13 protein-coding genes and 1 pseudogene are annotated in these 17,709 nt (G+C 59.2%); 9 read left to right on the top strand and 5 right to left on the bottom strand.

Annotation, left to right across the window (positions count from 1 at the left end; all coding sequences use genetic code 11):
- Positions 1-20: 20 nt before the first annotated feature.
- Positions 21-362, bottom strand: a complete 342-nt coding sequence (locus ACWIKB_RS08550; RefSeq protein ID WP_475266186.1) for an aspartate-semialdehyde dehydrogenase — start codon at positions 360-362, stop codon at positions 21-23.
- A gap of 261 nt (positions 363-623) precedes the next feature.
- Between ACWIKB_RS08550 and rapA the strand changes: the two genes are divergently transcribed.
- On the top strand, positions 624-3,470 hold the full coding sequence (gene rapA / locus ACWIKB_RS08545; protein WP_475266185.1) for an RNA polymerase-associated protein RapA: 2,847 nt from the start codon (positions 624-626) through the stop codon (positions 3,468-3,470).
- Positions 3,471-3,630: 160 nt separating this feature from the next.
- Here rapA and ACWIKB_RS08540 read toward each other — a convergent pair whose 3' ends face one another.
- Positions 3,631-4,980, bottom strand: coding sequence for a spinster family MFS transporter (locus ACWIKB_RS08540; protein ID WP_475266184.1), 1,350 nt, complete (start codon positions 4,978-4,980; stop codon positions 3,631-3,633).
- Between the two features lie 141 nt (positions 4,981-5,121).
- Positions 5,122-5,211: pseudogene (locus ACWIKB_RS08535) on the bottom strand (metal ABC transporter ATP-binding protein); the annotation flags it as partial.
- Between the two features lie 140 nt (positions 5,212-5,351).
- Between ACWIKB_RS08535 and ACWIKB_RS08530 the strand changes: the two are divergent.
- The gene (locus ACWIKB_RS08530) at positions 5,352-5,717 is read left to right on the top strand and encodes a YkgJ family cysteine cluster protein (protein WP_475266183.1); all 366 of its coding nucleotides are present in this window, start codon (positions 5,352-5,354) and stop codon (positions 5,715-5,717) included.
- A gap of 149 nt (positions 5,718-5,866) precedes the next feature.
- Complete coding sequence (locus tag ACWIKB_RS08525) at positions 5,867-8,149, top strand: putative bifunctional diguanylate cyclase/phosphodiesterase (protein WP_475266182.1); 2,283 nt, start codon at positions 5,867-5,869, stop codon at positions 8,147-8,149.
- On the opposite strand, the gene ACWIKB_RS08520 is transcribed toward ACWIKB_RS08525, so the two are convergent.
- Complete coding sequence (locus ACWIKB_RS08520) at positions 8,040-8,936, bottom strand: NAD(P)-dependent oxidoreductase (protein ID WP_475266181.1); 897 nt, start codon at positions 8,934-8,936, stop codon at positions 8,040-8,042. The genes ACWIKB_RS08525 and ACWIKB_RS08520 overlap by 110 nt on opposite strands.
- Positions 8,937-9,132: 196 nt before the next feature.
- On the opposite strand from ACWIKB_RS08520, the gene ACWIKB_RS08515 reads away from it, so the two are divergent.
- Positions 9,133-11,328 carry a hypothetical protein gene (locus tag ACWIKB_RS08515; protein WP_475266180.1) on the top strand — a complete coding sequence of 732 codons (2,196 nt, stop codon included), beginning with the start codon at positions 9,133-9,135 and terminating at the stop codon, positions 11,326-11,328.
- A gap of 309 nt (positions 11,329-11,637) precedes the next feature.
- Here the strand turns inward: ACWIKB_RS08515 and ACWIKB_RS08510 are convergent, their stop codons facing one another.
- Entirely contained in the window at positions 11,638-11,943 is a 306-nt protein-coding gene (locus ACWIKB_RS08510; protein ID WP_475266179.1) for a DUF2288 domain-containing protein, read from the bottom strand.
- 350 nt (positions 11,944-12,293) lie between these two features.
- On the opposite strand from ACWIKB_RS08510, the gene ACWIKB_RS08505 reads away from it, so the two are divergent.
- The 5 genes from ACWIKB_RS08505 to ACWIKB_RS08485 all read left to right on the top strand — a co-directional run bounded on the left by ACWIKB_RS08505 (position 12,294) and on the right by ACWIKB_RS08485 (position 17,296).
- Positions 12,294-13,421: a branched-chain amino acid ABC transporter substrate-binding protein gene (locus ACWIKB_RS08505; protein ID WP_403017736.1), complete on the top strand. Its 1,128-nt coding sequence runs from the start codon at positions 12,294-12,296 to the stop codon at positions 13,419-13,421.
- Between the two features lie 232 nt (positions 13,422-13,653).
- On the top strand, positions 13,654-14,577 hold the full coding sequence (gene livH / locus ACWIKB_RS08500) for a high-affinity branched-chain amino acid ABC transporter permease LivH (RefSeq protein ID WP_475266178.1): 924 nt from the start codon (positions 13,654-13,656) through the stop codon (positions 14,575-14,577).
- Positions 14,574-15,830 (top strand): high-affinity branched-chain amino acid ABC transporter permease LivM, encoded by a 1,257-nt coding sequence (locus ACWIKB_RS08495; RefSeq protein WP_475266177.1) that lies wholly within the window; start codon positions 14,574-14,576, stop codon positions 15,828-15,830. The genes livH and ACWIKB_RS08495 overlap by 4 nt, the downstream gene beginning before the upstream one ends.
- A complete protein-coding gene (gene livG, locus ACWIKB_RS08490; RefSeq protein WP_475266176.1) occupies positions 15,827-16,594 on the top strand; it encodes a high-affinity branched-chain amino acid ABC transporter ATP-binding protein LivG in 768 nt (255 codons plus the stop codon). The genes ACWIKB_RS08495 and livG overlap by 4 nt, the downstream gene beginning before the upstream one ends.
- Complete coding sequence (locus tag ACWIKB_RS08485; protein ID WP_201201292.1) at positions 16,595-17,296, top strand: ABC transporter ATP-binding protein; 702 nt, start codon at positions 16,595-16,597, stop codon at positions 17,294-17,296.
- Positions 17,297-17,709 lie beyond the last annotated feature (413 nt).

The following is a 17,709-nucleotide window of genomic DNA, read 5'->3' as shown; positions in this document are numbered from 1 at the left end:
TACAGGAGCCGAGTCAGATTTTAGATTTGGATATCGACCCAGAGGCCCTGGCGCGGCTCGTCTTCAATCAGCGGCGCGACCGGCACGGTGTTGTCGGCATTGAGTTCGTCACCGGGGATCGCCAGATGAGCTTCCGGGTCCTGCTCAGCTTCATGGCGACGACGATCCTGTTCCTGGCGGCGGCGTTGTTCCTCGCGCAGTTGCAGGGCGGCCTCTTCCGGGTCGCGCTTTTGCATGTCGATCGTGCTTTCGCTGGAGCTTTCCTGCACAGGCACCACCGGCGGAATGTCCGGACGCTGGCGGATCGGGTCCTGCTGTGAGGTGATCGGCACGGCACTCAAGGGGAGCATCGGTTGCAGCATAATTATTAGTCTCCTGTCATCAGGCTGTCGGCTGCTGCTGCGGCGACTTGAGCCATCGGTCGCAAAGTTGTGAACCGGTTGGCACTGTAGCTGCCGAAGGCTGCGATCTTTTAATCGGACAACGTAGAACCGTGGTGTTCCCCAAGATCAAAAGATCGCAGGCTTCGCCAGCTCCTGCGTGCGTCTACGCGCGTTATTCTTTGGCCTCAGGGTCTCATTCCGTTAAGATAGCCCGCTTTTTCAAGGTGGGAGTCAGGCAGCATGGCGCAGCAGTATCAACCGGGGCAACGCTGGATTAGTGACAGTGAAGCCGAGCTGGGTTTGGGCACCGTTCTGGCACAGGACGGCCGCTTGTTGACCGTGCTCTATCCGGCCACTGGCGACACTCGTCAGTACGCGCTACGGAATGCGCCTCTCACACGTGTGCGGTTTTCCCCGGGTGACTCGATCACTCACTTCGAAGGCTGGAAACTGACCGTACAGGAAGTCGACGATGTCGATGGCCTGCTGGTCTACCACGGCCTCAACGCGCAAAACGAAGTGGTGACCCTGCCGGAAACCCAACTGTCGAACTTCATTCAGTTCCGTCTGGCCAGCGACCGTCTGTTCGCCGGGCAGATCGACCCGCTGGCCTGGTTCTCCCTGCGTTATCACACCCTGGAACACACCAGCCGTCAGCTGCAATCGTCCCTTTGGGGCCTGGGCGGCGTGCGTGCACAGCCAATCGCGCACCAATTGCACATCGCCCGTGAAGTCGCTGACCGTATCGCGCCGCGGGTATTGCTGGCGGACGAAGTGGGCCTGGGTAAAACCATCGAAGCCGGTTTGGTGATCCATCGCCAACTGCTGTCGGGCCGCGCCAACCGCGTGCTGATCCTGGTTCCAGAGAACCTCCAGCACCAGTGGCTGGTCGAGATGCGCCGCCGCTTCAACCTGCAAGTCGCGTTGTTCGACGAAGAACGCTTTATCGAAAGCGATGCCGCCAACCCGTTCGAAGACACTCAGCTCGCCCTCGTGGCGCTGGAATGGCTGGTGGACGATGAGAAGGCCCAGGACGCGCTGTTCGCCGCCGGTTGGGACTTGATGGTCGTCGACGAAGCTCACCACTTGGTCTGGCACGAAGAAAAGGCCAGCGCGGAATACTCGCTGGTGGAACAACTGGCCGAAGTCATTCCCGGTGTATTGCTGCTGACTGCAACCCCGGAACAACTGGGCCAGGACAGCCACTTCGCCCGTCTGCGCCTGCTCGATCCGAACCGTTTCCATGACCTGCATGCCTTCCGCGCCGAGAGCGAAAACTATCGCCCGGTGGCCGAAGCCGTTCAGGAGTTGCTGGACAAGGGTCGCCTGTCGCCCGAAGCACACAAAACCATTCACGGTTTCCTCGGCAACGAAGGCGAAGCGCTGCTGACCGCCGTCAACGATGGCGACGCCGAAGCCAGCGCCCGTCTGGTCCGTGAGCTGCTCGACCGCCACGGCACCGGCCGCGTGCTGTTCCGCAACACCCGCGCCGCCGTGCAGGGTTTCCCGGAGCGCAAACTGCACCCGTACCCGCTGCCGTGCCCGGACGAATACCTCGAACTACCGTTGGGCGATCATGCAGAGCTGTACCCGGAAGTCAGCTTCCAGGCCCAGCCGGACGCCAATGAAGAAGAACGCTGGTGGAAATTCGACCCGCGCGTCGAATGGCTGATCGATCAGCTGAAAATGCTCAAGCGCACCAAAGTGCTGGTGATCTGCGCCCACGCCGAAACCGCCATGGACCTGGAAGACGCCCTGCGCGTGCGCTCCGGCATCCCGGCCACGGTGTTCCACGAGGGTATGAACATCCTCGAACGTGACCGCGCCGCCGCCTACTTCGCGGATGAAGAGTTTGGCGCGCAAGTGCTGATCTGCTCGGAAATCGGCAGTGAAGGCCGCAACTTCCAGTTCTCGCACCACTTGGTGCTGTTCGATCTGCCGTCGCACCCGGACCTGCTGGAGCAGCGTATCGGCCGTCTCGACCGGATCGGCCAGAAGCACATCATCGAGCTGCACGTGCCGTACCTGGAAACCAGCCCGCAAGAGCGCCTGTTCCAGTGGTATCACGAAGCGCTGAACGCCTTCCTCAATACCTGCCCGACCGGCAACGCCTTGCAGCATCAGTTCGGCTCGCGCCTGCTGCCGCTGCTGGAAAACGCTGACGATGGCGAGTGGCAAGCACTGATCGACGAAGCGCGCAGTGAGCGTGAACGTCTGGAAGCCGAGCTGCACACCGGTCGCGACCGTTTGCTGGAACTCAACTCCGGTGGTTCGGGCGAAGGCGATCAGTTGGTCGAGGACATCCTTGAGCAAGACGATCAGTTCGCCCTGCCGATCTACATGGAAACCCTGTTCGATGCGTTCGGTATCGACAGCGAAGACCATTCGGAAAACGCCCTGATCCTCAAGCCGAGCGAAAAAATGCTCGACGCCAGCTTCCCGCTGGGTGACGACGAAGGCGTGACCATCACTTACGACCGCAACCAGGCGCTGTCTCGCGAAGACATGCAGTTCATCACCTGGGAGCACCCGATGGTGCAGGGCGGCATGGACCTGGTGCTGTCCGGTTCGATGGGCAACACCGCCGTGGCGCTGATCAAGAACAAGGCGCTGAAACCTGGCACCGTGTTGCTGGAACTGCTCTACGTCAGCGAAGTGGTAGCCCCGCGCTCGCTGCAATTGGGCCGTTACCTGCCGCCGGCCGCCCTGCGCTGCCTGCTCGATGCCAATGGCAATGACTTGTCGGGCCGGGTGTCGTTCGAAACCCTGAACGATCAACTGGAAAGCGTACCGCGTGCCAGCGCCAACAAGTTCATCCAGGCCCAGCGCGATCAGCTGACGCCACGGATCAACGCCGGCGAAGAGAAGATCACCCCGCGTCACGCCGAGCGTGTGGCTGAGGCGCAACGTCGCCTGGCGGCCGACACCGACGAAGAACTGGCGCGCCTGACCGCGTTGCAAGCGGTCAACCCGACCGTACGCGACAGCGAACTGGTGGCCCTGCGCAATCAACGCGAGCAAGGCCTGGCCATGCTCGACAAGGCTGCGCTGCGACTGGAAGCGATTCGAGTGTTGGTGGCGGGTTAATCGCCCTCCTCTACTCCGTAGAAACAAAGAAGGCCCGCAGAGATGCGGGCCTTTTTTATGCTTTACCTTTGTGGTGTGGCTGATGGCGCCTTCGCGAGCAAGCCCGCTCCCACAGGGGAATGCATTCCAAATGTGGGAGCGGGCTTGCCCGCGAAGGCGGTTATGCAGTCACCGCAGTAACCTCTGGCACAACAACAGCCACCAACCCTTCCTTCATCCGCTTCGCATCCCGCACAAAACACCGCGACGCCATAAACAGAAACACCATGGTGAGAAACAGCGCCACCGGGATCAAATACATCGCGTCGTGCAACCCGACAGCCTTGAACGCCTCGGTCATCTCCCCGGCGCCCGCAGCCAACATCGCGGTATGGGCAAAGTGATCGGACAAGCCGCCCACTACCACCGGCCCCAAACCACCGCCCAGCAGATACAACCCGGCAAAGAACAGCGCCATGGCCGTGGCCCGCAGGCGCGGTTCAACCACGTCCTGAATCGCCGTGTACACGCAGGTGTAGAAGTTGTACGCGAACAGCCAACCGAGGCTGAACACTGCGACAAACACGCCAATCTCGATGCGCCCGGCATGCAGCGCCCACGCGGTGCACACGGTGGAGATGATCAAACTGAACGCGGCAAACAACAGTCGCCCATTGGCCACCCGTTGGTGGATCTTGTCGGCAACCCAGCCGCCCAAGGTCAAGCCGAACAGCCCGGTCACGCCGACAATCACGCCGGTTGCCACCGCCGCTTCATGCAACGGCATCAGGAAATAGCGTTGCAACATCGGCACCAGGAAAGAGTTGCAGGCATAGGTCGCGAAGTTGAAACACAGCCCCGCCAGCACCAACCACAGGAACGTCGGCACCGCCAGCACCCGACGGATCGGCCGGTCCACGCGTTCTTGTGAGACTTGCACGGTTTCTGCCGCGCCGCGTTTCGGTTCTTTAATGAAGAACATAAAGATCGCCAGGATCAACCCCGGCACCGCTGCGATAAAAAACGGCGCACGCCAGCTATCGAACGCCTTGACCATCGCGCCAATGGTGAAGAACGCCAGCAACAAGCCCAATGGCAAACCCAGCATGAAAATGCCCATCGCACGCGCGCGGCGATGGGCCGGGAACAGGTCGCCGATCAGCGAATTGGCGGCGGGTGCGTAGCTCGCTTCACCGATACCGATGCCCATCCGCACAATCAGGAAACTCCAGAAACTGCCGACCAGCCCGTTGACGGCGGTGAGCCCGCTCCAGACCGCCAGGCCCCAACCCATCAGTTTGGCCCGGGAACCGGTATCGGCCATCCGCCCCAGCGGCAGGCCGGCAATGGCATAAACGATGGTGAATGCAGTGCCGATGATCCCTAGCTGAAAGTCGCTGAGGTGCCATTCCATGCGGATCGGTTCGATGATGATGGCGGGGATGGTGCGATCGAAGAAGTTGAACAGATTGGCCAGGAACAGCAGGAACAGAATGCGCCAGGCATTCGCCGCTTGGGTCGAGTTCTGCATGGGGTCCGTCTCTTTTATTGTTATGAAGGCGTCGCTGCCCCCGGAAACTGCAATCTAGTCAGGCGCGCCAGAGCTGTCTGTAATTATTCGTAATGCTGATACCTGCCCATGGCAACCGCCCCCTCCAAACACCACAAAACCCTGTGGGAGCGGGCTTGCTCGCGAAGGCGTCGTATCAGTCGATATCAATGTTGGCTGACACACCGCCTTCGCGAGCAAGCCCGCTCCCACAGGGGAATTGTGGTGTTTTCCATCGTCCGACCAAGCGTTGAAAAATACCTCTGCGCCCCCCTTCCAAACCCCAAGCCGAAGCCTAGAATAGCGACCTGTTCTGCCCCACCGTGTCCCCCATCCCTCTTTGACTATCGCCCATGTCCGAAGCCAGTCCGTGTCTGAATTGCGGTGCCTGCTGTTCTCATTTTCGCGTGTCTTTTTTCTGGGGTGAATGCACCTCGGCCGGGGGGACGGTGCCCGACGATCTGGTCGCGCCGATCAGCCCCAGTCGGGTCGCCATGCTCGGCACAGACTGCAAACCCACCCGCTGCATCGGGCTGGTGGGCGAAGTCGGCAGCCAGGTGCAGTGCTCAATTTATGATCAACGCTCCAGCACCTGCCGGGAGTTCGATGCGTCCTGGGCCAATGGCGAGGCGAACGTGGATTGCGATGCGGCGCGCGCTGCGTTTGGGCTGCCTGCGCTGCAACCGGAGTTCGAAATCCCGTATGAACAGAGCGCTTGAGGCTTAGCGCCAATAGCTATTAGGCCCATACCGAAATCATTGGCGTCACCGTGCCATCACGGCTTGCGCTCTGTACATGACCTCTATACTCCAAAGCATTCGCCGGTGCTCAGGGCACCGGCCAGGATGACTCAGACACGGGGCATGCTATGGAGTGGCTTGGTTTGCAGTTCCTTACCGAGCTGCCGGAAGGCGGGCAGGTCATACTCAACTGCACCCACAACCCTTTTTTGGTGCTGCTGGCCTACGTGGTGGCCTGTGCAGCCGGCTTTGCCACGCTGGACATGACCGAACGGGTCGGCCACGTGGAAAAGTCCGGTACCCAGCGACTGTGGCGCTGGGTCGGTGCCGGGTGCCTGGCGGGCGGTATCTGGGCCATGCATTTCATCAGCATGCTGGCGTTCCAGGCACCGGTCGAAATCCACTACCAATTGCCCGTCACCCTGCTTTCGCTGGTATTCGCCCTGACGGCCTCCTATCTGGCGATGCACACGCTCAGCCATCCTCATGTGACGTTCTGGCAATACCTGCGCGCCGCGATCTGGATCGGCCTGGGCATCGCGACCATGCACTATGTGGGCATGGCCGCCATGCGCTCGATTGCAACGGCCTACTACAATCCCGCCCTGTTCGCCCTTTCCATTGCCATCGCGATTGGCGCCAGCCTCGCCGCGCTGTTGATTTCCAGCCACCTGCGCAATGGCACCGGCCTGTTGCATCAACTGCGCAAATTTACCGCCAGCCTGGTGCTCGGCGCCGGCATCGTCAGCATGCATTTCACCGGCATGGCGGCGCTCACCCTGGTACTGCCGATTGGCAGCCTGCCGATCCTGCCCAGCGAAAATAACCACCTGCAATTGGGGCTGACGGTCGCGGTCATGACCCTGTTGATCATCGGTAGCTGCATCAGCGCCGCACTCGCTGACAAAAAACTGCAAAACAAGGAACACGACCTGCGCCGGGTCAACACCCTGCTCAGCCAACTCGACCAGGCGCGCATGTCGCTGCAACAGGTCGCGCACTACGACGCCCTGACCAACCTGATCAACCGTCGCGGCTTCAATCAGATCTTTGCCGAGAAACTGATCGAGAAAACCAACGAGGGCGGGATGCTGGCGGTGATGTTCCTCGACATCGACCACTTCAAACGCATCAACGACAGCCTGGGCCACGATGCCGGCGACGAATTGCTCAAGGTGCTGGCCAGCCACATCAAAGGCTCGGTGCGCAGTCACGACGATGTGGTGGCGCGCTTCGGCGGCGACGAGTTCTGCATCCTCATCGGCCTGCACGACCGCGAAGAAGCCCGGCACATGGCGCAACGCATCATGTTCAAAATGAAAGAGCCCATCGAGCTGTCTGGCCGGCGCATGGTGATGACCACCAGCATCGGCATCAGCCTGTTCCCCGAGGACGGCAAGACCTGCGAAGAACTGCTGAAAAACGCCGACCTGGCGCTGTACCAGTCCAAGGGCAGCGGACGCAACAGCCTGCATTTCTTCAGTGCGAACCTGCGCACCCGGGCCACGATGGAGCTGCAGCTGGAAGAGGAACTGCGCCATGCCCTGCGCGAAGACGTCGGGCTGAAGCTGTACTACCAACCGATCTACGAGCTTAAAACCGGCCAGGTCACCAAGCTTGAAGCGCTGATTCGCTGGCAACACCCGATTCACGGTTTGCTCACGCCGGACCGTTTCATTGCCATCGCCGAGGCCAACGGGCTGATTGCCGAACTGGACAACTGGGTACTGTGCAAGGCGTGTGAAGACTTGGGTGAGTTGTCCCGCCACGGCTGTGAAGCCCTGAGAATCGCAGTGAACTGCTCGCCCCTGAACCTGGCACGGGAAGAATTGGCCGACGAAATCGAAGAGGTCCTGCGTGTGACGGGGGTCGCGCCTGAACGCCTGGAACTGGAAGTCACGGAAAATGCACTGATGGGCAATATCGCCAACACCCTGGTGCTGCTGCGGCAGATCCGTGCCCTCGGGGTGTCGCTGTCGATCGATGATTTCGGCACCGGTTATTCATCCCTGGCCTACCTCAAGCGCCTGCCGCTGAACACGCTGAAGATCGATCGATCGTTCATTCAGGACATCCCCAGGGCGACCCCGGACATGGAGATCGTCCAGGCAATCATCGTCATGGCGCATACCCTGCATTTGCAGGTGGTCACCGAGGGCGTTGAAACCGTCGAGCAATACGAGTTTCTCGAGCGCTACGGCTGCGATTTCATTCAAGGGTACCTGCTCAGCCGCCCGGTGCCACTGGAAGAACTACGCCCGGTGTTGAACGAAATCAATCAACGCAAACACGCACACACGGTCAGTCCATTGAATCTGGCTCGCGGTATAACCGGACTAACGTTGACGGATCCTTTTCCAAAAAGCCCTGGCCCCCATGCAGGCGCATCAGTTGTGCGGCCAATCCGCTGATTGGCGTGGCCGAGCCCTGTTCGCGAGAGAATTTCACCGCCGTGTCCAGATCCTTGAGCAGCGTGCGCACATGCCATTTCACCGGTTCGAAGCGGCTCTCGGCCATTTGTGGGGCGAGAATCTGCAACGGTTTTGAATCAGCGAAACCGCCGGCCAGCGCTTCGGCGATCAGGCTGGCGTCGACACCTGAACGTTCGGCCAGTGCCACCACTTCGGCGATGACCAGGGCGTTACAGGCGACGATCATCTGATTGCAGGCCTTGGTCACCTGGCCGGCACCGACGGCGCCCATGTGGGTGACCCGATGGCCCAGACTCAGCAGCACTGGCCGCACACGCTCAAGGTCCGCCGCTTCGCCACCGACCATAATCGCCAGACTGCCCGCCTCGGCGCCGACCACCCCGCCCGACACCGGCGCATCCAGCCAGGCCATGCCGGACTGGCTGTCGAGTGCCATGGCCATTTCCCGCGTGGCAGTGGGCTCCAGGCTGGAAAAATCCACCAGCAACTGGCCACTTTTCCCACCCTCGGCAACGCCTGCCGGGCCAAACACCACCTCGCGCACCACCGCCGTGTCCGCCAGACACAGCATCACTATATCCGCGTGCTCACACAGTTCGGCGGGCGTCGCCACCTGCCGCGCTCCCGCTTCTATCAAGGGTGCGCACTTGGCCGGATTGCGGTTCCACACCGTCAGCGGATAACCCGCAGCCAACAGGCGCTGGCACATTGGCAGGCCCATCAAGCCAATTCCGGCGAATCCGAGGGAAGGTAAAGCGGCCATCATTTTGCCTCCTTTTGATTAAAGATCGCCGAATACTGGCCGATCCATCATAAATCAGGAATGGACTCCCCTGAGCGGCGCACCGGTCAAAGCCCTGTCGCTTGGGACATTTACGCGCGCAAAAAGACGCGAAAACTCATTCCGTGAAGTTCGATGACACCTTGTCGTTGAACCAACCAGTCCAGGCACATGGCGCACAATGACTTCTAAAAATAATCCGGCCACTGCGGTATCCGATCTGACGTTGAGCCCTGCGGCCAACAGCCCTTCAGCGTCGAAGCCATTGATCCCGTCGCGCCCGCTGGCGACCCAGCAATACCTTTACTTCACCGAAACCAATACCGACCGCATCCTCGACAACCTCGATGGCCTGCGCGACATGGTGTTCCCGCGCCCACCGCATCTGGAAGGCGACAGCGAACAACACAATGAGCAGGAATTCCCGTCGGTGTGCCTGATCGGCCTGGGCCGTTGCGGTTCGAACATCGCGCTCGACGTGGCCGAACTGGTGTACAACGCGCGCAAGTTCTACCTCAACGAATTCAACAACGAAGATCGCCTGTCGCCGGACAAACGCTACGCCGAAAAAGGCTACAGCCCGGCCCAATGGATTCGTAACAACCTGCGCCTGGGGCCGAACAAGGCCACCAAACCGGTGTTCCTGGTCGAGCCACTGGTGATGCTCGGCGACCTGGACAAAGACATCGCCGGGCGCATCCGTTTCTCGCGCAAGGGCGAAAAAAGCGGCTTCCTGCGCGACTACAGCAAAATGAAAATCATGGACTTGTCGGAAGTCCACGCCGGTGGTGCCGGTAACGCGCCGATCCTTGGTCAGTACCTGGCCAAGATCATCCTGAACAAGGACACCCAGCGTTTCTCCAGCCCTGACTGGAAGATGATTCACTCGTACCTGATCGACAGCTGCGGGATCAAGGCCAACCAGTCGCGTCTGTATTTCTCTATTTTCAGCGCCGGCGGCGGTACAGGTTCGGGCATGGCCTCGGAATTCGGCCTGGCCCAGCAGCACTCGTACATGAACAAGACGTTCGACACCAAGCCGATGGACGAGCACGACAGCAAAAGCGGCCACGCCTTTGTTTTCGAGCCGATCTTCACCAGCGGCATTTGCGTGCTGCCGAACATCTCCGACCACCGCAGCGAAATGTCCGAGGCGCTGCACATCAACGCCGGTCGTCTGCTGTGCAAATACCTGTCTGAAGAATGGGACTTCTCCTACAACTTCGACAACGAAGACAGCAGCGAAGCCAGCGTCATGGGCCGTATCCGCCCATGGAACGCGATGATGCTGATCTCCAACGACATCATGCGTTACGCCGAAGAAAGCGATGATGGCAACATCCAGAACATTGATGTCAATGCGATGGAAAAGCACGCCAACCAGTACATCTCGCAGCAGATCTTCAACATTCTGACGGCGCAGGCGGTCACGACTGACTACGACCAGAACTATTTCCGTCGCGCCGGCATCGACATCGGCGAAACCATTCGCCTGGACGCCAACGACCTGTTCATGAGTCTGGCGGGCCCGGTGGCGATTGCCTACGCCGAATCCGTGGTGCCGGAAACTCCTGCGCCGAGCAGCGATAAATTCAAGGTGTTCGATAAAGAGCCGCAGCGCCTGAACATCGACGACCTGTTCTTCCGCTCCATCGACCTGCCGCACTTCAACAAAGTTACCCAGGCCATCGAAGGCATCAGCCTGTTGCCGATCGAGTCCAAGCGCTATCGCGCATCCCTGGAGCAGTACAAGAATTCCGGCTATGACGCGGCCGCGTTGCACGACCTGCACTTCTTCAAGAACTGCTCGTCTGTGGTGTCGATCGTGTCGTTGCCCAAGGACTACAAGCTGTCCTACATGGACCTGAACCGGTTGAAGACCCACCTCAACAGCCTGTTCCCCAACACCACGCTCAAGCGTTATGCGCTGGTGATCGGCGCCTCGGCCAACCTGTCGCTGACCACCCTGATCGCCAAGAGCCCGTGCCTGTCGGACGACTTCCTGACCCTGATCGTGGCCTTCATCAAGCGCTGCTTTGCGAAAAACCCGTACCGCTTCGACGAGACCCTGGATAACTCGATCCTCGACTTCATCATCCATGAAGACTTCGACGAAGCCCTGATCGACGACTTGCTCAACGAATTCGAAAATCCGGCGAAAATCCTCGATACCAACTGGTACGCGATCAAGCCGATGTATGAGAAGAAGTACCGCGAGCTGATCAGCGACAAAGACAAGTTTGTGTCGATCAACGACATTCGTTTGTCCCGGGATTGCGTGAAGAAGGCGATCAAGTACTTGCGCGAGATTTATCGCCACCGGATTGGCAAGACCAAGGTTATTTCGCTCAATAACCATACTGGCAAGACTTTCTAAGCCAGCGCGAGATCGAGTCGCCTCCAATCGCGAGCAAGCTCGCTCCCACAGGGGACCGCATTCTTTCACACGGAACGCGGTCCCCTGTGGGAGCGAGCTTGCTCGCGATGGCGGCCTCAACTTCAATGCAAATTCAAACATCCAGAAACAATTAAGCAGCCCGCAGGCTGCTCATAAAACTGTTCCCGTTACGTTTACGTCACCCTCTTCAAGACCCTTCTGTGGCCTTTCTCTACGGCAACATGCCATCACGCTACTCGGCTACACACTTTTAGCAGACTGGATGCCGCACCTATTTGGTGCGCAACGTCAGCTCGTCGCCCTTTCCTGGATCAGAATCCACGGCGAAACCACCACGGCCCACAACTGCGGATCGCGCTCGAAAAGATCCAGCGCCCGCGTTTCAGAGAGCTTGGCGAGGGTATCGGCAGCCAGCCAGGCAGCCACTTTCTCGCCTTCGTCGGTGGCCACGGCCTCGGCGGCAGCGATCAAATCAAGGCTGGGGTCGACCCACAATAGGGCACCCTTGGCGAAGAACGGTTCCAGTTCCTTCCAGGTAATAGATGCGGTCTCACCAAGCAGCTTGGCATAGAGGGTGCTAGGTTCTTCAGTCATGGGTCCTGTCCAGAAAAGAAATCGGCGTGAATGATAACGTCGGTGGTCTGGCAGAAAAACCCGGATGCAATTGAGTCACCGAACGAAAAGCGCAGGAAAGCCAAGGAATGCTGATGAATCAAGCGATTAGCCAGCTAACATCCCGCCGCAATTCTGTATTTTTCTTTCAAAAAAGCGACACCCTTTGGTTTTGCCCCTCGGCGCCAGCTTCCCAGGCTGACAATCGGCGCTCTACACTGTACCGGTACAGTTGCCGGGGGCATTTTCCGGAGGATATCCAAGATATCTGACCCGGTTCTGCTGCTACGGCGCCAGGACTATAAAAACTACAACAGTAAGAGTGGAGCACTATGACTAAGGCTACTAAGCAGATTTCCAAACTGTTTGCCGCTATGGTTCTGGCCGGGGTTGCCAGCCATTCGTTCGCAGCTGACACCATCAAGATCGGTATCGCCGGCCCTAAAACCGGCCCGGTAGCCCAATACGGCGACATGCAGTTCAGTGGCGCCAAAATGGCCATCGAACAAATCAACGCCAAGGGCGGTGTCGACGGCAAGAAGCTCGAAGCCGTTGAATACGACGATGCCTGTGATCCGAAACAAGCGGTTGCTGTAGCGAACAAAGTCGTCAACGACGGCGTCAAGTTCGTAGTCGGTCACCTGTGCTCCAGCTCCACTCAACCCGCTTCGGACATCTACGAAGACGAAGGCGTAATCATGATCACCCCGGCTGCCACCAGCCCGGACATCACCGCCCGTGGTTACAAAATGATCTTCCGTACTATCGGTCTGGACAGCGCCCAGGGCCCTGCCGCCGGTAACTACATCGCCGATCACGTCAAACCGAAAATCGTTGCTGTGCTGCACGACAAACAGCAATACGGTGAAGGCATCGCTACTGCCGTCAAGAAAACCCTCGAAGGCAAAAACGTAAAAGTTGCCGTATTCGAAGGCATCAACGCCGGCGACAAAGACTTCTCCTCGATCATCTCCAAGCTCAAGCAAGCCAACGTCGACTTCGTCTACTACGGCGGCTACCACCCGGAGCTGGGCCTGATCCTGCGTCAATCCCAGGAAAAAGGCCTGAAAGCCAAGTTCATGGGTCCAGAAGGCGTGGGTAACGACTCCATTTCGCAGATCGCCAAAGACGCTTCCGAAGGCCTGCTGGTGACCCTGCCGAAATCCTTCGACCAGGATCCGGCCAACGTCGCCCTGGCTGACGCGTTCAAAGCCAAGAAAGAAGACCCGAGCGGTCCGTTCGTGTTCCCGGCCTACTCGGCTGTTGAAGTCATCGCCGGTGGTATCACTGCCGCCAAGAGCGAAGACCCTGCCAAAGTGGCCGCGGCCATCCACGCAGGTTCGTTCAAAACCCCGACTGGCGACCTGAGCTTCGACGCCAAGGGCGACCTGAAAGACTTCAAATTCGTGGTTTACGAGTGGCACTTCGGCAAACCTAAAACTGAAGTTTCGCCTCAGTAAGGCCTTGCCAAGCTGACTGCCAATAAAGCCCACGGCGTGCCGTGGGCTTTGTTTTACGAACGTATTGGGCCGCGCTGGCGTGATCCGCCAGTCTCCCCACCTGAAAATCTCAAAACCGTCATCAGCGGTTCGCTGGCAAACCTCGAATTCGAAGTGGATGCAGATCCACGGGGCTCGAGCGGGAAAATGACTCCACCAGTGAAATGCGTATCAGGTTTTTAGGAGCGCTGTAATGCCTGACATCTATCACTTCTTCCAGCAGCTGGTTAACGGTCTGACCGTTGGCAGCACGTATGCCCTGATCGCCATCGGCTATACGATGGTTTACGGCATCATTGGAATGATCAACTTCGCCCACGGCGAGGTGTACATGATCGGTTCCTACGTGGCGTTCATCGCCATCGCGGGCCTGTCCATGATGGGACTCGACAGTGTTCCGCTGTTGATGACCGCCGCTTTCCTCGCCACCATCGTTGTCACCAGTGCCTACGGTTACAGCATCGAACGGATCGCCTACCGCCCCCTGCGCGGCAGCAACCGTCTGATCCCGCTGATTTCCGCCATCGGCATGTCGATTTTCCTGCAGAACACGGTTCTGCTGGCGCAAGACTCCAAGGACAAATCCATCCCCAACCTGATCCCCGGCAATTTCTCCATCGGGCCAGGTGGCGCACATGAAGTGCTGATTTCCTACATGCAAATCGTGGTGTTCGTGGTGACTCTGGTCGCCATGCTCGGCCTGACGCTGTTCATCTCCCGCTCTCGCCTGGGTCGCGCCTGCCGCGCCTGCGCCGAAGACATCAAGATGGCCAACCTGCTGGGTATCAACACCAACAACATCATCGCCCTGACCTTCGTCATCGGTGCTGCGCTGGCGGCCATCGCGGCCGTGCTGCTGAGCATGCAATACGGCGTGATCAACCCGAACGCCGGTTTCCTCGTCGGCCTCAAGGCCTTCACCGCCGCTGTATTGGGCGGTATCGGCAGCATCCCCGGAGCCATGCTCGGCGGGCTGGTGCTAGGGGTGGCGGAAGCCTTCGGTGCCGATATCTTCGGCGACCAATACAAGGACGTCGTGGCGTTCGGCCTATTGGTTCTGGTGTTGTTGTTCCGGCCTACCGGCCTGCTGGGCCGTCCGGAGGTTGAAAAAGTATGACTAGGAATCTTAAACAGGCGTTGTTCAGCGCCTTGCTGGTGTGGGCCGTGGCCTACCCGGTACTCGGTCTGAAGCTGACCATCGTCGGCATCAACCTTGAAGTGCATGGCACCAGCACCTCAACACTGATCACCATCGCCGTTTGCTCGGTGCTGATGTTCCTGCGGGTGCTGTTCGACCAGCAAATCAGCGCGGCGTGGAAATCCTCGCCGAACATGCCAGTGATGCCGGCCAAGGCCAGTAACTTCCTGACCCTGCCGACCACCCAGCGCTGGATCATCATTGCGCTGATCATCGGTGCCCTGGTGTGGCCGTTCTTCGGTTCCCGTGGCGCGGTGGACATCGCAACGCTGGTGTTGATCTACGTGATGCTGGGCCTGGGCCTGAACATTGTGGTCGGTCTGGCCGGTCTGCTCGACCTTGGTTACGTCGGTTTCTATGCCGTCGGCGCCTACAGTTATGCGCTGCTGTCGCACTACTACGGTCTGAGCTTCTGGATCTGCCTGCCAATCGCCGGCCTGATGGCGGCCACCTTCGGCTTCCTGCTCGGCTTCCCGGTATTGCGCCTTCGTGGCGACTACCTGGCGATCGTGACCCTGGGCTTCGGTGAAATCATCCGTCTGTTCCTGCGTAACCTGACCGACATTACCGGTGGCCCGAACGGCATCAGTAACATTCCCAAGCCGACGCTTTTCGGACTGACCTTCGATAAAACCGCTGGTGAGGGCTTGCAGACGTTCCACGAGTACTTCGGTCTGGCCTACAACCCGGTCAACAAGGTGATCTTCCTTTACCTGATTGCGGTGGTGTTGGCGCTATTCGCCCTGTTCGTCATCAATCGCTTGCTGCGCATGCCGTTGGGCCGTGCCTGGGAAGCGCTGCGTGAAGACGAAATCGCCTGCCGTGCGTTGGGCCTGAACCCGACCATCATCAAGCTTTCGGCGTTTACCCTGGGTGCCTGCTTCGCCGGTTTCGCCGGCAGCTTCTTCGCCGCGCGCCAAGGGCTGGTGACACCGGAGTCCTTCACCTTCATCGAGTCGGCGACCATCCTCGCCATCGTGGTGCTGGGCGGCATGGGCTCACAACTGGGCGTCGTGCTTGCCGCCACGGTAATGATCCTGTTGCCGGAAATGATGCGTGAGTTCAGTGAATACCGCATGTTGATGTTCGGCGCCTTGATGGTGCTGATGATGATCTGGCGCCCTCAAGGCCTGCTGCCCATGCAACGTCCTCACATGGAGCTGCGCAAATGAGCCGCGAGATCCTTAAAGTCGAAAATCTGAGCATGCGCTTCGGCGGTTTGCTGGCGGTCAACGGCGTGGCCCTGACCGTGCACGAAAAACAGGTCGTGGCGCTGATCGGCCCCAACGGTGCCGGCAAGACCACCGTGTTCAACTGCTTGACCGGTTTTTACAAGCCAAGCGGCGGCAGCATCCTGCTCGACGGCCAGGCCATCGAAGGTTTGCCCGGCCACGAGATCGCCCGCAAAGGCGTGGTGCGCACCTTCCAGAACGTGCGCCTGTTCAAGGACATGACCGCGGTCGAGAACCTCTTGATCGCCCAGCACCGTCACCTGAACACCAACTTCCTGGCGGGTCTGTTCAAGACCCCGGCGTTCCGCAAAAGCGAGCGCGAAGCCATGGAGTTCGCCGAGTACTGGCTGGACAAGGTCAACCTGAAGGCCTTCGCCAACCGTCCGGCCGGCACCCTGGCCTACGGTCAGCAACGTCGCCTGGAAATCGCTCGTTGCATGATGACCCGTCCGCGAATCCTCATGCTCGACGAACCGGCCGCCGGCCTGAACCCGAAGGAAACCGAAGACCTCAAGGCGCTGATCAGCGTGCTCCGCAACGAGCATGATGTGACCGTGCTGCTGATCGAACACGACATGAAACTGGTCATGAGCATTTCCGACCACATCGTCGTGATCAACCAGGGCACGCCCCTGGCCAACGGCACGCCGGAACAGATTCGCGACAATCCTGAAGTGATCAAAGCCTACCTGGGGGAAGCGTAAATGCTGCAATTCGAAAACGTTTCCACCTTCTACGGCAAGATCCAGGCCCTGCACGGCGTCAACGTGGAAATCCGCCAGGGCGAAATCGTCACCCTGATCGGCGCCAACGGCGCGGGCAAATCCACCCTGCTGATGACGCTGTGCGGTTCGCCGCAAGCCCACAGCGGCAGCATCAAGTACATGGGTGAAGAGCTCGTGGGGCAGACCTCGGCGCAGATCATGCGCAAGAGCATTGCCGTGGTGCCGGAAGGTCGTCGGGTGTTTGCCCGTCTGACCGTGGAAGAAAACCTCGCCATGGGCGGCTTCTTCACCGACAAGGGCGACTATCAGGAACAGATGGACAAGGTTCTCGGACTTTTCCCTCGCCTGAAAGAGCGTTTTGCCCAACGCGGCGGCACCATGTCCGGCGGCGAACAGCAAATGCTCGCCATCGGCCGTGCGCTGATGAGCAAGCCCAAACTGCTGCTGCTCGACGAGCCTTCACTGGGCCTGGCCCCGATCATCATCCAGCAGATCTTCGACATCATCGAACAGCTGCGCAAGGACGGTGTGACGGTGTTCCTGGTAGAGCAGAACGCCAACCAGGCGCTGAAAATTGCTGACCGCGCGTACGTTCTAGAGAACGGCCGTGTGGTGATGCAAGGCACCGGTGAAGCACTGCTGACCGATCCGAAAGTGCGTGAAGCGTATCTGGGTGGTTGAGCTTTTGCGGTAAATAAAAAACGGCCTTCGGGCCGTTTTTTTGTGCCTGACACCCACTCAACAACACTGAAGATCCCCTGTAGAAGCTGCCGAAGGCTGCGATCTTTTGATCTTTATTTTCTTCATGATCGCTGAAGATCAAGGTCAAAAGATCGCAGCCTTCGGCAGCTCAGGGGGATTTTTGGTGTTTAACAGGGTGTGTTTAATCCGTGTCAGTGTTACTTCCTGCAAGTTACAACGCCTTGCGCCATTGCCTACAGCTACGCCCGAATCCGCTGGCTTGTGCGCCTGGGGGTTGGCCTCTATCGTTTGCTCAAAATCGAACCCTACTGCTCGGCATCCAGCAAAGCATCATGCTCGCTGACTGACGGTGAATCAGGCACTGGGCCAGATCGACCCGCAATACCAGCCTG

The sequence above is a fragment of the Pseudomonas sp. 5Vm1k genome (assembly GCF_056161485.1).
Note: the sequence above shows the minus strand (reverse complement) of the source record. Positions and strands in the feature narration are given on the sequence as shown.

What these genes read in the sequence shown, in the direction of transcription:
- ACWIKB_RS08540 (WP_475266184.1), bottom strand. Translation starts at nt 4,980, where the DNA reads ATGCAGAACTCGACCCAAGCGGCGAATGCCTGGCGCATTCTGTTCCTG.
- ACWIKB_RS08515 (WP_475266180.1), top strand. Translation starts at nt 9,133, where the DNA reads ATGACTTCTAAAAATAATCCGGCCACTGCGGTATCCGATCTGACGTTG.
- rapA (WP_475266185.1), top strand. Translation starts at nt 624, where the DNA reads ATGGCGCAGCAGTATCAACCGGGGCAACGCTGGATTAGTGACAGTGAA.
- ACWIKB_RS08510 (WP_475266179.1), bottom strand. Translation starts at nt 11,943, where the DNA reads ATGACTGAAGAACCTAGCACCCTCTATGCCAAGCTGCTTGGTGAGACC.
- ACWIKB_RS08505 (WP_403017736.1), top strand. Translation starts at nt 12,294, where the DNA reads ATGACTAAGGCTACTAAGCAGATTTCCAAACTGTTTGCCGCTATGGTT.
- ACWIKB_RS08525 (WP_475266182.1), top strand. Translation starts at nt 5,867, where the DNA reads ATGGAGTGGCTTGGTTTGCAGTTCCTTACCGAGCTGCCGGAAGGCGGG.
- ACWIKB_RS08495 (WP_475266177.1), top strand. Translation starts at nt 14,574, where the DNA reads ATGACTAGGAATCTTAAACAGGCGTTGTTCAGCGCCTTGCTGGTGTGG.
- livG (WP_475266176.1), top strand. Translation starts at nt 15,827, where the DNA reads ATGAGCCGCGAGATCCTTAAAGTCGAAAATCTGAGCATGCGCTTCGGC.
- ACWIKB_RS08550 (WP_475266186.1), bottom strand. Translation starts at nt 362, where the DNA reads ATGCTGCAACCGATGCTCCCCTTGAGTGCCGTGCCGATCACCTCACAG.
- livH (WP_475266178.1), top strand. Translation starts at nt 13,654, where the DNA reads ATGCCTGACATCTATCACTTCTTCCAGCAGCTGGTTAACGGTCTGACC.
- ACWIKB_RS08530 (WP_475266183.1), top strand. Translation starts at nt 5,352, where the DNA reads ATGTCCGAAGCCAGTCCGTGTCTGAATTGCGGTGCCTGCTGTTCTCAT.
- ACWIKB_RS08485 (WP_201201292.1), top strand. Translation starts at nt 16,595, where the DNA reads ATGCTGCAATTCGAAAACGTTTCCACCTTCTACGGCAAGATCCAGGCC.
- ACWIKB_RS08520 (WP_475266181.1), bottom strand. Translation starts at nt 8,936, where the DNA reads ATGATGGCCGCTTTACCTTCCCTCGGATTCGCCGGAATTGGCTTGATG.